The sequence below is a fragment of the Streptomyces sp. 8N706 genome (assembly GCF_052245415.1).
In the GTDB taxonomy this organism is placed as follows: Bacteria; Actinomycetota; Actinomycetes; order Streptomycetales; family Streptomycetaceae; genus Streptomyces.
In genome coordinates this window covers 1-14,419 of record NZ_JBQQBW010000145.1, presented here as the reverse complement: position 1 = coordinate 14,419, position 14,419 = coordinate 1, and the positions used below count along the sequence as shown (strand labels likewise).

Sequence of the window (14,419 nt, the reverse complement as noted above, 5' to 3'; positions counted from 1 at the left end):
GGGCCCTCGGCGCTGCTCGCCCGGCTCGCCGCCCACGTCGACGGATGGGCGGCGCTGTACGACGCCTCCGGCACGGTGGTGTCCGCCGCCCCCTACTGGGCGGCCCGCCGGGCGTCCCGGCTCACGGCCGACGTCGCCCGGCTGCGCGAACGGCCCGCCCCGGCGAGCGCGGTGGTCGGCAGTACCGACGAGCGTGAGGACCGGGTCGAGCTGCAGTCCATGGGCACCGGCCGCCGGGCCAGCGCCGTCCTCGCCGTCGGCACCGGCGCCCCGCTGGGGACCGCCGAACGCTATGCCGTGCACTCCGCCGTCGCCCTGCTGACCCTGACCACCGAGCGGTCGCGCGCCCTGCACGAGGCGGAGCAGCGGCTCGGCGCGGCCGTACTGCGGATGCTGCTGGCCGGCGAGCCGGAGCACGCGCGGACCGTGACGGGGAAGCTGTACGGGGGCCTGCTGGACGCTCCCTTCCGGATCCTCATCGCCGAGGCGGTGTCCGGCGGGGCCGAGGAGGGCGCGTCGGCCCCGGACCCCCTCGGCGCGCTCGCGGACACCCTCGAGTCGGCCGCGGCCCGCAGCGGTGAGGCCGTCCTCGTCGTACCCGAGGGGGAGCGGCTCGTGGTGCTCGCCCCCGACGGCGGGTCCGTGGTCGCGGCCTGCGCGCAGTACGCCGAGGCCATGGAGACCCAGCGGGGTGCGGCCGCCCGGCCGCACGAGAGGAGCGGCGCGCCCGAGGAGCACGAACTCGTCATCGGCCTGTCCGCCCCGGCCGGGCCCATCGCCGCCGCGGCGGCCTACCGCCAGGCGGAACAGGCCCTGTCCGTGGCCCGGCGCCGCGGCCGTGCCCTCGTCGAACACGAGCAGGTCGCCGCCGGATCCGTCCTTCCGCTCCTCGCGGACGACGCGGTGCGTGCCTTCGCGGACGGCATGCTGCGGGCGCTGCGGGAGCACGACGCCACCGGCCGCGGTGATCTGGTCGCCTCGCTGCGCGCCTGGCTCTCCCGCCACGGCCAGTGGGACGCGGCCGCCGCCGATCTCGGCGTCCACCGCCACACGCTCCGCTACCGGATGCGCCGCGTGGAGGAGATCCTCGGCCGCTCGCTGGACGATCCGGATGTGCGGATGGAGCTCTGGCTGGCCCTGAAGGCGACCTCGCCACCGGTGGACTGAGTCACGGGACAAACCGGCGCGGGCGCCCCCCGGCACCACTCCACCCCGGACAAACGCCATACGCAGCCCCGGCCCCTACGGTGGGAAAACCAACATGCACTCCCCACCACTTCGGAAGGGCCGGGATCCGCTGTGAGCACACACCACGCGTTCTGGCTCGCCGGCCGCGAGGCTGCCGGCGACGACACGTTCGACGTCACCTCCCCCTGGGACGGCAGTCTCGTCGGCACGGTGAGCGTTCCCACCGAGGCCCAGGTCGAGGAGGCCGTGGCCGCCGCGGACGCCGTGCGGGCCGGGTTCGCCGCCACGCCCGCTCACGTACGGGCCGCCGCCCTGGACTATGTCTCGCGCCGTCTCGTGGAGCGCACCGAGGAGATCGCCCGAGTGATCTCCGCCGAGAACGGAAAGCCCATCAAGTGGGCGCGCGGCGAGGTCGGCCGCGCGGTGTCGGTGTTCCGCTTCGCGGCCGAGGAGGCCCGTCGCTTCAACGGCGGCGATGCGCAGCGCCTCGACACCGACCCCGGCGGTGTCGGCCGGCTCGCCTTCACCCGTCGCTTCCCCCGTGGCACCGTGCTCGGCATCGCGCCGTTCAACTTCCCGCTCAACCTCTGTGCCCACAAGATCGCCCCGGCGATCGCGGTCGGCGCGCCGATTATTCTCAAGCCCGCCCCGGCGACCCCGCTGTCCGGTCTGATCCTCGGGGAGCTGCTCGCCGAGACCGAGCTTCCGGCCGGTTCCTGGAGCGTGCTGCCGGTCCCCAACGACCGTATGCCCGCGCTGGTCAAGGACGAGCGGCTGCCGGTGATCTCCTTCACCGGTTCCGACACCGTCGGCTTCGCGATCATGGAGTCGGTGCCGCGCAAGCACTGCACCCTGGAGCTCGGGGGCAACGGTGCCGCCGTCGTCCTGCCGGACTTCTCCTCCGAGGCCGACCTGGACTGGGCCGCGACCCGTATCGCGACCTTCTCCAACTACCAGGGCGGCCAGTCCTGCATCTCGGTGCAGCGGGTCATCGCGGACGCCTCCGTGTACGACCGGCTGGTGCCCAAGGTCGTCGCCGCCGTCGAGGCGCAGGTCACCGGCGACCCGTCGGACTCCGCCACCGACGTCGGCCCGCTCGTCAGCGAGGACGCCGCCCGGCGCGTGGAGTCCTGGGTCGACGAGGCCGTGGCGGCCGGAGCGCGGCTGCTCGCGGGCGGCAAGCGCGACGGCGCCTCGTACGCCCCGACCGTGCTCGCCGAGGTGCCGGCGGACACCACCCTCGCCTGCGAGGAGGTCTTCGGTCCGGTTCTGACGCTGCACAAGGTCGAGGGCGAGGCCGCTGCCTTCGAGGCCGTCAACGACTCCAAGTTCGGTCTGCAGGCAGGGGTGTTCACCCATGATGTGCAGGCCGCCTTCCGGGCCCACCGCGCCCTGGAGGTCGGCGGCGTGATCATCGGCGACGTGCCCTCCTACCGCGCGGACCAGATGCCCTACGGCGGCGCCAAGCAGTCCGGTGTCGGCCGCGAGGGCGTGCGCTACGCCATGGACGACTACACCTATGAGCGGGTCATGGTGCTGACCGGTCTCGACCTCTGAGCCTCACGGCCCGGAACCCCGGCGGCCGGGGGTGCGCATCGCGTACCCCCGGCCGCTTTTTCCTCCCCTCATGCAAGCGACAATCGTTTTCATATAGCCTGGGGCCCGAAAGAGGAGGCAGTCATGGCAGTTCCCAAGCGCAAGATGTCCCGCAGCAACACACGGCACCGCAGGGCCCAGTGGAAGGCGAGCACGCCCGACCTCGTACCGGTCGTCATCGACGGCCGCGCGTACACCGTGCCGCGCCGCCTTGCCCGCGCCTACCAGCGCGGACTCCTCCGGCCGGAGGGCTGAGCCCGGAAGCCGGGGCGCCGGCGGGTGACCGGGTCCGCGCCGTGAGGGGCGGCCCCGGGGGCACCCTCCCCCAGCGCGGGGAGAGTTGATGTCGGCCACCCGTTCGCCCGCGGGGGCTGGCCGCGGTCGCTGGGATCCGGTATTACGGGCAAGTAGAACCGATCGGTAGACACCCTGTCCCGACTCGCGGTGAGGTGACCCGTTCATGACCGCCACTTCCGCCAAGCCCACTGTCTCAGAGCGCGAAGCGCGCCAGGTCGCCGAGGCCGCTCGCGAGCAGGACTGGCGCAAGCCGAGCTTCGCCAAGGAGCTGTTCCTCGGCCGGTTCCGCCTCGATCTGATCCATCCCCACCCCGCGCCGCCCGTGGAGGACGTCCGGCGCGGCGAGGAATTCCTCGCCAAGCTCCGGGACTTCTGCGACACCCGGATCGACAGCGCGCGGATCGAGCGTGACGCGCAGATCCCCGACGAGGTCGTGACCGGCCTCAAGGAGCTCGGCGCCTTCGGCATGAAGATCGACACGAAGTACGGGGGGCTCGGCCTCTCCCAGCTGTACTACAACAAGGCGCTCGCCGTCGTCGGGACCGCCAGTCCTGCCATCGGAGCCCTGCTCTCCGCCCACCAGTCCATCGGCGTGCCCCAGCCCCTGAAGCTCTTCGGGACCAAGGAGCAGAAGGACACCTTCCTGCCGCGCTGCGCCCGTACGGACATCTCGGCCTTTCTGCTGACCGAGCCGGACGTCGGCTCCGACCCGGCCCGGCTCGCCACCACCGCCGTGCCCGACGGGGACGACTACGTCCTGGACGGCGTCAAGCTGTGGACCACCAACGGCGTCGTCGCCGACCTGCTCGTCGTCATGGCCCGGGTGCCCAGGACCGATGGCCACAAGGGGGGCATCACGGCCTTCGTCGTCGAGGCGGCCTCCGAGGGCGTCACCGTCGAGCACCGCAACGCGTTCATGGGTCTGCGCGGCCTGGAGAACGGCGTCACCCGCTTCCACCGGGTCCGGGTCCCGGCCGCGAACCGGATCGGCCCCGAGGGCGCCGGCCTCAAGATCGCGCTGACCACCCTCAACACCGGACGTCTCTCGCTCCCCGCCATGTGCGTGGGGGCCGGCAAGTGGTCCCTGAAGATCGCCCGCGAGTGGTCCGCGGTCCGCGAACAGTGGGGGCGGCCCGTCGCCGAGCACGAGGCCGTCGGCTCGAAGATCTCCTTCATCGCCGCCACCACGTTCGCCCTGGAATCGGTCGTCGACCTCGCCGGGCAGATGGCCGACGAGGACCGCAACGACATCCGTATCGAGGCGGCGCTCGCCAAGCTGTACGGCTCCGAGATGGCCTGTCTGATGGCCGACGAGCTGGTGCAGATCCGCGGCGGCCGGGGCTTCGAGACGGCCCCGTCCCTCGCCGCCCGCGGAGAGCGGGCCGTACCCGCCGAGCAGATGCTGCGCGACCTGCGGATCAACCGCATCTTCGAAGGCTCGACGGAGATCATGCACCTGCTGATCGCCCGCGAGGCCGTCGATGCCCATCTGTCGGTCGCGGGGGACCTCATCGACCCCGAGAAGTCCCTCTCGGACAAGGCGAGGGCCGGCGCCAGGGCGGGCGGGTTCTACGCCCGCTGGCTGCCGAAGCTCGTCACCGGCCCCGGCCAGCTCCCCCGGACGTACGGGGAGTTCCACCCCGTCGGGCACCCCGACCTGTCCGCGCATCTGCGCTATGTCGAACGCTCCTCCCGCAAGCTCGCCCGCTCCACCTTCTACGCCATGTCCCGCTGGCAGGGGCGGATGGAGACGAAGCAGGGCTTCCTCGGCCGGATCGTGGACATCGGCGCGGAGCTGTTCGCGATGAGCGCGGCCTGCGTCCGGGCGGAGCTGCTGCGGGCGACCGAGGACCACGGCCGCGAGGCGTACCAGCTGGCCGACGCCTTCTGCCGGCAGTCCCGGATCCGTGTCGAGGAACTCTTCGGCCGGCTGTGGGCCAACACCGACGATCTCGACCGCAAGGTCGTCAAGGGCGTGCTCGCCGGCGCCTACACCTGGCTGGAGGAGGGCATCATCGACCCCTCGGGGGAGGGGCCCTGGATCGCCGATGCCACCCCCGGCCCGTCCGGCAGGGAGAACGTGCACCGCCCCATCCGCTGACCCCCGGCCGCGCCGCGCCGGACACCCCCAGCGGGGACACCCTGTCCGGCGCGGCCCGCGGTACGGCCACAATGGGGGGATGACGGACTCCCTCGCCCACCCGCACCACCGCTTCGCGGCGGCCACCGCCGCCACCGGCGGGCCGCGGGACATCGTGATCCTCGGCTCCACGGGCTCGATCGGCACCCAGGCCATCGACGTGGTGCTGCGCAACCCCGACCGCTTCCGCGTCACCGGTCTCTCCGCTGCGGGCGGCCGGGTGGCGCTGCTGGCCGAGCAGGCCCGCCGGCTGAGAGTCCGTACGGTCGCCGTCTCCCGTGAGGACGTACTGCCCGCGCTGCGCGAGGCGCTGAGTGCGCAGTACGGCGCCGAGCCGCTGCCCGAGATCCTGGCGGGCCCGGACGCCGCCACCGAGCTGGCCCGCGCCGACTGCCACTCCGTCCTCAACGGCATCACCGGCTCCATCGGCCTCGCCCCGACGCTGGCGGCCCTCGAAGCGGGCCGGGTGCTGATCCTGGCGAACAAGGAGTCGCTGATCGTCGGCGGCCCGCTGGTCAGGGCGATCGCCAAGCCGGGCCAGATCGTTCCCGTCGACTCCGAGCACTCCGCCCTCTTCCAGGCCCTGATGGGCGGCGCCCGCGCCGAGGTGCGCAAGCTCGTCGTCACCGCCTCCGGCGGCCCCTTCCGCGGGCGTACGAAGGCGGAGCTGGCGGCCGTGACGCCCGAGCAGGCGCTCGCCCACCCCACGTGGGCCATGGGACCGGTGATCACCATCAACTCCGCCACGCTGGTCAACAAGGGGCTGGAGGTCATCGAGGCCCACCTGCTCTACGACATCCCCTTCGAGCGGATCGATGTCGTCGTGCACCCCCAGTCCTATGTCCACTCCATGGTGGAGTTCACCGACGGTTCGACCCTTCTCCAGGCGAGCCCGCCCGATATGCGGATGCCGATCGCCCTGGGCCTGGGCTGGCCCGACCGGGTGCCGGACGCCGCGCCGGGCTGCGACTGGTCCAAGGCCTCGACATGGGAGTTCTTCCCGCTGGACGAGGAGGCCTTCCCCTCCGTCGGCCTCGCCCGGCACGTCGGCGGCCTCGGGGGCACCGCGCCCGCCGTCTTCAACGCCGCCAACGAGGAGTGCGTCGACGCTTTCTTGGCGGGAACGCTGCCGTTCAACGGAATTGTGGATACCGTCGCCGACGTGGTCGCCGAACACGGCACACCGCGAGGAACCGGCCTGACCGTCGCGGACGTCCTGCAAGCGGAGGCCTGGGCGCGCGCCCGCGCCCGTGAACTGGCAGCGAAGGCGACAGCGGAGGCTCGCGCATGACCACACTGATGACGGTTCTCGGCATAGTGGTCTTCGTCGTGGGCCTGCTCTTCTCCATCGCCTGGCATGAACTCGGCCATCTGTCCACCGCCAAGCTCTTCGGCATCCGTGTGCCGCAGTACATGGTCGGATTCGGTCCCACCCTCTGGTCGCGGCACAAGGGCGAGACCGAGTACGGCGTCAAGGCGGTCCCGCTCGGCGGCTACATCCGCATGATCGGCATGTTCCCGCCCGGGGACGACGGCAAGGTCACCGCGCGCTCCACCTCGCCCTGGCGCGGCATGATCGAGGACGCCCGCTCGGCCGCCTACGAGGAGCTCCGGCCCGGTGACGAGGAGCGGCTCTTCTACACGCGCAAGCCGTGGAAGCGCGTGATCGTCATGTTCGCCGGGCCCTTCATGAACCTGGTCCTCGCCGTGGCGATCTTCCTCGGTGTGCTGATGGGCTTCGGCATCAACACCCAGACCACCACCGTCAGCACGGTCTCCGACTGTGTGATCTCGCAGAGCGAGAAGCGTGACAAGTGCGCCGACGGCGACCCGGCCTCGCCCGCCAAGGCCGCGGGACTCGAACCCGGCGACAAGATCGTCGCCTTCAACGGCGAGCGGGTCGAGGAGTGGGGCGCGCTCCAGGACCGCATCCGCGACACCATCGGCCCCGCCACGATCACCGTGCAGCGGGACGGCAGTACGAAGACCCTCCAGGCGGACCTGGTCAAGAATCAGGTCGCCAAGAACGACGGCAACGGCCGCGCGGTCCCCGGTGAGTACGTCACCGCGGGCTTCCTGGGCTTCAGCCCCGCCACCGGTGTGGTCCAGCAGTCCTTCGGAGACTCGATGGACCGGATGGGCGACATGATCATCACCGGTGTCGAGTCGCTGATCGATCTGCCGCAGAAGGTCCCGGCCCTGTGGGACGCGGCGTTCGGGGACGGGGAGCGCGAACCGGACTCGCCCATGGGCGTGGTCGGCGCGGCCCGGGTCGGCGGCGAGGTCTTCAACCTCGACATCCCGCCGGAGCAGCGCGTCGCGACCATGCTGTTCCTGGTCGCGGGCTTCAATCTGTCCCTGTTCCTGTTCAATATGCTGCCGCTGCTCCCTCTGGACGGCGGGCACATCGCGGGAGCCGTGTGGGAGGGCGTACGGCGTCACGCGGCGCGTGTCTTCCGCCGGCCCGACCCCGGCCCCTTCGACGTCGCCAAGCTGATGCCGGTCGCCTATGTGGTCGCCGGGATCTTCATCTGCTTCACCCTGCTCGTGCTGGTGGCCGACCTCGTCAATCCGGTCAGAATCTCCTGACGTGAACGCCTGGTCAGCCGGGCGCATTGTGCGCCCGGCTGTCCCGTTTCGTGGTTGTTTGCTCTGTTCGGGGGGCGGGATGTGCTGCTGAGGGGACCGGTGCCGTAATCTCGGTGACCGGAGCCCGCCGATCTCGGGACCTTGTACACACCTTGGGGTTGCTCGCCAGATGACTGCGATTTCGCTTGGAATGCCGTCCGTTCCGACCAAGCTCGCCGAGCGGCGGGTCAGCCGGAAGATCCAGGTCGGGCCCGTGGCGGTGGGCGGGGACGCGCCGGTGTCGGTGCAGTCGATGACGACCACGGTGACGGCGGACATCGGTGCCACGCTGCAGCAGATCGCCGAGCTGACGGCGTCCGGCTGCCAGATCGTCCGCGTGGCGTGCCCGTCACAGGACGACGCGGACGCGCTCCCGGTGATCGCGCGGAAGTCGCAGATCCCGGTGATCGCGGACATTCACTTCCAGCCGAAGTACGTCTTCGCGGCGATCGACGCGGGGTGTGCGGCGGTGCGGGTGAACCCCGGGAACATCCGGCAGTTCGACGACAAGGTGAAGGAGATCGCCCGGGCCGCCTCCGATGCCGGAATTCCCATCCGGATCGGAGTGAACGCGGGCTCGCTCGACAAGCGGCTGCTGGAGAAGTACGGCAAGGCCACACCGGAGGCGCTGGTCGAATCGGCGCTCTGGGAGTGCTCCCTGTTCGAGGAGCACGGATTCCGGGACATCAAGATCTCCGTGAAGCACAACGACCCGGTGGTCATGGTCAACGCCTACCGGCAGCTGGCGGCCCAGTGCGACTACCCGCTGCACCTGGGCGTCACGGAGGCCGGTCCGGCGTTCCAGGGCACGATCAAGTCGGCCGTGGCCTTCGGCGCGCTGCTCTCCGAGGGCATCGGGGACACCATCCGCGTGTCGTTGTCGGCCCCTCCGGCGGAGGAGGTCAAGGTCGGCATCCAGATCCTGGAGTCGCTGAATCTGCGGCAGCGCCGTCTGGAGATCGTGTCCTGTCCCTCGTGCGGCCGGGCGCAGGTGGATGTCTACAAGCTGGCGGACGAGGTGACAGCGGGTCTGGACGGTATGGAGGTGCCGCTGCGGGTCGCCGTGATGGGCTGTGTGGTCAACGGTCCGGGTGAGGCACGTGAGGCGGACCTCGGGGTGGCCTCGGGCAACGGCAAGGGGCAGATCTTCGTGAAGGGCGAGGTCATCAAGACCGTGCCCGAGTCGAAGATCGTGGAGACCCTCATCGAGGAAGCGATGAAGATCGCCGAGCAGATGGAGAAGGACGGCGTCCTCTCCGGCGAGCCCCAGGTCTCCGTCAGCTGACCCCCGCACGCCCAACCGGCGGGCCCCGGCCCCGAAGCGGGGCCCCACCGGGGGCGGCGTTCATCGGCACTGGGCAGGTACAGTGCGGAGACCAGATGGGGGCCGGACGGTGAGGCATTCCGACACGTGTTGACGACGACCACCACCAGGGTTCTCGAACCCGGCGAGCTCGACGCCGCCCTCGCGGTCCTCGACCGCGACCCGGTCGCCAACGCGTTTGTCGCTGCCCGCGTCCATATCGCTGGACTCGACCCCTGGCGGCTCGGCGGTGAGATGTGGGGCTGGTACGCGGACGGGCGGCTCGAGTCGCTCTGTTACGCCGGTGCCAATCTCGTCCCCATCAGCGCCGGGCCCGAGGCCGTACGCGGCTTCGCCGACCGCGCCCGGCGGGCGGGCCGCCGCTGCTCCTCGATCGTCGGCCCCGCGGAGCCCACGGCACAGCTGTGGTCACTGCTCGAACCCAGCTGGGGCCCGGCCCGAGAGGTCCGCGCCCACCAGCCCCTCATGGTCACCACGACGGTGCCGGACGACGTGGCGGCCGATCCGCTGGTACGCCGTATCCGCAAGGACGAGATAGACACCGTGATGCCGGCCTGCGTGGCGATGTTCACCGAAGAGGTCGGCGTCTCACCGCTCGCGGGTGACGGCGGACTTCTCTACCAGGCGCGGATCGCCGAACTCGTCGGCGCGGGCCGGTCGTTCGCCCGTATCGAGAACGGCAAGGTGGTCTTCAAGGCCGAGATCGGCGCCGCGACACCTAAGGCGTGCCAGATCCAGGGCGTCTGGGTCGCCCCGGAGTTCCGCGGCCGGGGACTCTCGGAGACCGGCATGGCCGCCGTCCTGCAGTACGCCCTGAAGGACGTCGCCCCGGTCGCCAGCCTCTACGTCAACGACTACAACAGCGCCGCACGCGCCGCGTACCGCCGCGTCGGTTTCCAGGAAGTCGGCGCCTTCATGAGCGTGCTGTTCTGACCGCCCCCGCCGGATCCCCCGACCGGTGCGCACCCCGACCCGGGAGGCCCCCACCACGGGTAGGGTCGCGTTCATGGATGACGTCGCGGTCACGCCGCTCGACCTTGCCGGAAGGGTGGACGAGGCGCTGGCCGTCCAGGCACTGGCCTTCGGGCTCAGCAGCGACGAGATCGGCGTACGGCGCCATATCGTGCTGCGTCACCTCAGCAGCCCCGGCGCCCGTGCCCTCGGCGCCCTCACCGCCACCGGACGCCTCGTCGGATTCGTCTACGGCATGCCCAACGATCGCGCTCACTGGTGGTCGACCGTCGTCGAGCCCTACCTCCGCCACGCCGGACAGGACAGCTGGCTCGACGACGCCTTCGTCATCACCGAGCTCCATGTCCACCCCTCCTACCAGAAGCGCGGCATCGGCCGTCAACTGATCACCACCATCACGGACACCGCCGCACAGCCGCGCAGCATCCTGTCCGCGATCGACACCGAGAGCCCGGCGCGTGCGCTCTACCGCGCCCTGGGCTACCACGACCTGGCGCGGCGGGTGCTCTTCCCCAGCGCCCCGAGCCCGTACGCGGTGATGGGCGCGCACCTTCCGCTCCTCCGGGGCTGACCGGGCACCGGCCGCTCGGCGGTACCGGACCGGGCCCTATCGGTTTCCGGCCTCCACCGGGTCCCGGATAGCCTCCTGACAACCGCACCTCGCACGCAGGAGACAACACCATGGTCCAGCGCATGTCCCGGATGATGCTCAAGACACTGCGCGACGACCCGGCCGATGCCGAGACCGCCAGCCACAAACTGCTGGTCCGCGCCGGGTACGTCCGCCGGTCGTCCGCGGGGATCTGGACCTGGCTGCCGCTCGGCAAGAAGGTGCTGGAGAACGTCTCCCGCGTGGTCCGCGAGGAGATGGACGCCATCGGCGGCCAGGAGGTGCTGCTGCCCGCGCTGCTGCCGAAGGAGCCGTACGAGGCCAGCGGCCGGTGGGAGGAGTACGGCGAGCTGCTGTTCCGGCTGAGGGACCGCAAGGGCGCCGACTATCTGCTCGGCCCCACCCACGAGGAGATCTTCACCCTGGTGGTCAAGGACCAGTGCACGTCCTACAAGGACCTGCCGGTGATCCTCTACCAGATCCAGACGAAGTACCGGGACGAGGCCCGTCCCCGCTCCGGTGTGCTCCGTGGCCGTGAGTTCCAGATGAAGGACTCGTACTCCTTCGACACCGACGACGAGGGGCTGGCCGAGTCCTACCGGCTGCACCGCGAGGCGTACACCAAGATCTTCCAGCGGCTGGGCCTGGACTACCGCATCGTCTCCGCCGTCTCCGGTGCCATGGGCGGCTCGGCGTCCGAGGAGTTCCTCGCCCCGGCCGCCGCGGGCGAGGACACCTTCGTCGACTGCCCGGCCTGCGACTACGCGGCCAACACCGAAGCGGTCACCGTGCCCGTGCCCGTTGTGGAGCAGGTCGGGCACCCGGCCGTGGAGGAGCTGGACACCCCCGACACCCCGACCATCGAGACCCTCGCGGAGCATCTGGGCGTGGACCGCTCCGCGACCCTGAAGAACCTCCTCGTCAAGGTCGACGGTGAGATCACGGCCGTCGGTGTCCCCGGCGACCGCGAGGTGGACCTCGGCAAGCTCGGCGAGCACCTCGCGCCCGCCGTCGTGGAGCTGGTGACGGCCGAGGACTTCACCTACCGTCCCGATCTCGTACGCGGCTACGTCGGCCCGCAGGGCCTGGCGGGCAGCGCCTTCCGGTACATCGCGGACCCGCGTGTAGCCCGGGGCACCAGCTGGATCACCGGCGCCAACAAGGAGGGCAAGCACGCCCGCCATGTGGTCGCCGGGCGGGACTTCGAGGTCGACCAGTACCTCGATGTGGTCGTGGTCGAGCCGGGTGACCCCTGCCCCCGCTGCGGCACCGGTCTGGAGATCGGACGCGCCATCGAGATCGGCCATATCTTCCAGCTCGGCCGGAAGTACACGGACGCCTTCGAGCTCGATGTCCTCGGCCGTGAGGGCAAGCCCGTCCGGGTGACCATGGGCTCGTACGGCATCGGCGTCTCACGGGCCGTCGCGGCACTGGCCGAGCAGACCTCCGACGAACAGGGCCTGTGCTGGCCGCGCGCCATCGCGCCCGCCGACGTCCATGTCGTGGCGGCCGGCAAGGCACGGCAGACCGAAGTCGCCCTGGAGGTGGCCGAGAAGCTGCACTCGGCGGGCGTACGGGTGCTCGTCGACGACCGCGCCGGGGTGTCGCCGGGCGTGAAGTTCACCGACGCCGAGCTGATCGGGGTGCCGACCATCCTGGTCGTGGGCCGCCGCGCGGCCGAGGGGATCGTGGAGCTCAAGGACCGGCGTACGGGCGAGCGCGAAGAGGTCCCCGTGGACGAGGCCCTGGCGAGGCTGGCGAAGGCCTGACGACCGGGTGCGGCCCGCTTCCCGTGCGCGGGGGCCGGGCGCGCGGACGCCCAACGAGCACCCGCGCCTGCTCAGGGCCCCGTTCGCACGGCCGGGACGCTCGACCCCGGCGGGGCGAACGGGGGTATGCGGCTGCGCGCGACGGCTTGTGCCCGCGCGTTCGCACCCGGACGGGACGGCCCGCCCCGAGCAGCGCCCCCGCCGGGAAAGCGCCGGGCACCGGTGATCGCCGCCGCAGGGAGACGGGCGGATGCCGAGCGCGCCCAGTCCGCCCCCCGCTCCGAAGCCCCAGTACGGCGGCGCGGTCGACGCCGCGACCGGGCGGCTGCGCGGCCCTCCGCCGCCAAGGACCCCTGCCCGCCGAACCCGGCCGGCTCAGCGCCCAAGCCACCGCCCACGCACGGCGGCCGGCCGTACGCGCGCGCCGTCTGTGCGGCCGGGGGAGGGGCGGGGACCGCTCATGGCGTCCGAGGCGCCCAGCCCGAGCGCCCTCAGAGCCAGCCCGCGAACTCCATGAGCACCTCGCCGTCCTGGGTCCGGCCGGCGGCGAAGGACCGTACGCCCGACTCCACCGCCCGGAACAGCGTCCAGCCGCGCAGCCGGTCCCGGTCCACCTCCAGGGAATCCGCGAGCTTCGCCATACGGCGGCGTGCCGCGGACGCGCCGCCCGAGGTCGCGACCAGGTCCTCGAGCCGGTCACGGACGAGCCGCGCCAGGTCGTACGCCCGCTCGCCGACCAGCGGCTCCGGACCGACCGCCAGCCAGGGCGCACGCTCCGCCGACAACACCTTGCCCTGCCGGAAGCGGCCGTGCAGCAGTACGGCCTCGGACGGGTCGGCCGTCAGTGCCGCCCGGACCTCCAGCGCCTCGTCGACGACCGGCCGCACCGTCTCCGCCCAGGGCTCCCCGGCCTTTGCCCGCAGCAGTTCCGCGTCCCGGCCGGTCCGTTCAGCCACCGTGGCGAAGGGGTGGCCCTCACCGGGGTCGACCCACAGCCGGCGCACCGTCCCCGCGGCCTCGAGCTGAGCCTTCGCCTCCGGCAGCGAGCTCAGCGACACTTCGCCGTGCAGCCGCTCCAACAGCAGTGCGCCCGCCTCCGGATCCGCCTCCAGGAGCCGTACCGAGCCCCATCCGTCCCAGCGCTCCAGCGCCGCCCGCTCCTGCGGGGCCGCGGCGCCCGGGGGGAGCAGCTTCAGTGCCGCGGGCGTGCCGTCGGCCCGCCGGACGAGGGCCACCAGGCTGCTGCGGCCGCCCGGTGCCTGCAGGCGTTCGAAGCTCAACTCCCAGCGCTCCAGGGCGTCCTGGAGCAGCCGGGGCAGAGCGTGCAGCCACTCCTGTGCGGCGTCCCCGCCCTCTTCGAACAGCGCGCGCACCAGCCGCTGCGGCGGTTCGAGGGGAACTCCGCCGTCGCGCCGTGCTGCTGAAGCCATCCCTGAGCTGTCCCTTTCCATGCCTGCCTGCTGCGCCGCGGGTCCGGCACCACGGTCAGAGCGCGTCCGCGGCGCCGGACGCCGGCCCGGACGGGCCGGTCGGACCCTGCCGTTCGGCGAGCCCAGGGAAGGCTACGCTGCCGCTCCGCCAGCGGGCCGCCCGCACTGCCGCCTCCCGCAGAGCGGCCGCCGCCTCGCGCCGCAGCGAGCCCTCCGAGGCGCGGACGAGATCGGCGTAGACCCCGGCCACTCGCTCCTCGAGCTCCGCGGCGAGCCGGACCGCGGCGGCCGCGTCCGGTACCGGGAAGGGCAGGGCATAGGCCGCCGCCGCGGGCTCGGGCCCGCCGGACGAGGGCCACCAGGCTGCTGCGGCCGCCCGGTGCCTGCAGGCGTTCGAAGCTCAACTCCCAGCGCTCCAGGGCGTCCTGGAGCAGCCGGGGCAGAGCGTGCAGCCACTCCTGTGCG

General features: G+C 72.0%; 11 protein-coding genes and 1 pseudogene. 10 read left to right on the top strand and 2 right to left on the bottom strand.

All coding sequences use genetic code 11. The annotated features are described in order from the left end of the window. The 10 genes from ACTWQE_RS31165 to ACTWQE_RS31120 form a co-directional block, all read left to right on the top strand. The coding region (locus tag ACTWQE_RS31165; protein WP_443332438.1) for a PucR family transcriptional regulator at nt 1-1,167 on the top strand (1,167 nt) is incomplete at its 5' end. Between the two features lie 132 nt (nt 1,168-1,299). Continuing rightward, nucleotides 1,300-2,745, top strand: coding sequence for an aldehyde dehydrogenase family protein (locus tag ACTWQE_RS31160; protein WP_443332437.1), 1,446 nt, complete (start codon nt 1,300-1,302; stop codon nt 2,743-2,745). A gap of 123 nt (nt 2,746-2,868) precedes the next feature. Further along, nucleotides 2,869-3,039, top strand: a complete 171-nt coding sequence (rpmF, locus tag ACTWQE_RS31155) for a 50S ribosomal protein L32 (RefSeq protein ID WP_443332436.1) — start codon at nt 2,869-2,871, stop codon at nt 3,037-3,039. Between the two features lie 205 nt (nt 3,040-3,244). Then, nucleotides 3,245-5,182 (top strand): acyl-CoA dehydrogenase family protein, encoded by a 1,938-nt coding sequence (locus tag ACTWQE_RS31150; protein WP_443332435.1) that lies wholly within the window; start codon nt 3,245-3,247, stop codon nt 5,180-5,182. Between the two features lie 79 nt (nt 5,183-5,261). Beyond that, the gene (gene dxr, locus ACTWQE_RS31145; RefSeq protein ID WP_443332434.1) at nt 5,262-6,512 is read left to right on the top strand and encodes a 1-deoxy-D-xylulose-5-phosphate reductoisomerase; all 1,251 of its coding nucleotides are present in this window, start codon (nt 5,262-5,264) and stop codon (nt 6,510-6,512) included. Next, nucleotides 6,509-7,810: a M50 family metallopeptidase gene (locus ACTWQE_RS31140; RefSeq protein ID WP_443332433.1), complete on the top strand. Its 1,302-nt coding sequence runs from the start codon at nt 6,509-6,511 to the stop codon at nt 7,808-7,810. Before dxr ends, ACTWQE_RS31140 begins: the two co-directional genes overlap by 4 nt. Nucleotides 7,811-7,979: 169 nt before the next feature. Further along, the gene (gene ispG, locus ACTWQE_RS31135; protein ID WP_443332432.1) at nt 7,980-9,134 is read left to right on the top strand and encodes a flavodoxin-dependent (E)-4-hydroxy-3-methylbut-2-enyl-diphosphate synthase; all 1,155 of its coding nucleotides are present in this window, start codon (nt 7,980-7,982) and stop codon (nt 9,132-9,134) included. Nucleotides 9,135-9,260: 126 nt separating this feature from the next. Continuing rightward, nucleotides 9,261-10,106, top strand: coding sequence for a GNAT family N-acetyltransferase (locus ACTWQE_RS31130; protein ID WP_443332431.1), 846 nt, complete (start codon nt 9,261-9,263; stop codon nt 10,104-10,106). A gap of 73 nt (nt 10,107-10,179) precedes the next feature. Beyond that, nucleotides 10,180-10,716, top strand: a complete 537-nt coding sequence (locus tag ACTWQE_RS31125; RefSeq protein ID WP_443332430.1) for a GNAT family N-acetyltransferase — start codon at nt 10,180-10,182, stop codon at nt 10,714-10,716. A 110-nt stretch (nt 10,717-10,826) separates the two neighbouring features. Further along, nucleotides 10,827-12,524 (top strand): proline--tRNA ligase, encoded by a 1,698-nt coding sequence (locus tag ACTWQE_RS31120; RefSeq protein WP_443332429.1) that lies wholly within the window; start codon nt 10,827-10,829, stop codon nt 12,522-12,524. A gap of 491 nt (nt 12,525-13,015) precedes the next feature. Here ACTWQE_RS31120 and ACTWQE_RS31115 read toward each other — a convergent pair whose 3' ends face one another. Further along, nucleotides 13,016-13,954 carry an aminoglycoside phosphotransferase family protein gene (locus tag ACTWQE_RS31115; RefSeq protein ID WP_443332428.1) on the bottom strand — a complete coding sequence of 313 codons (939 nt, stop codon included), beginning with the start codon at nt 13,952-13,954 and terminating at the stop codon, nt 13,016-13,018. A 55-nt stretch (nt 13,955-14,009) separates the two neighbouring features. After that, a pseudogene (locus tag ACTWQE_RS31110) lies at nt 14,010-14,300 on the bottom strand (DUF4439 domain-containing protein); the annotation flags it as partial. Nucleotides 14,301-14,419 lie beyond the last annotated feature (119 nt).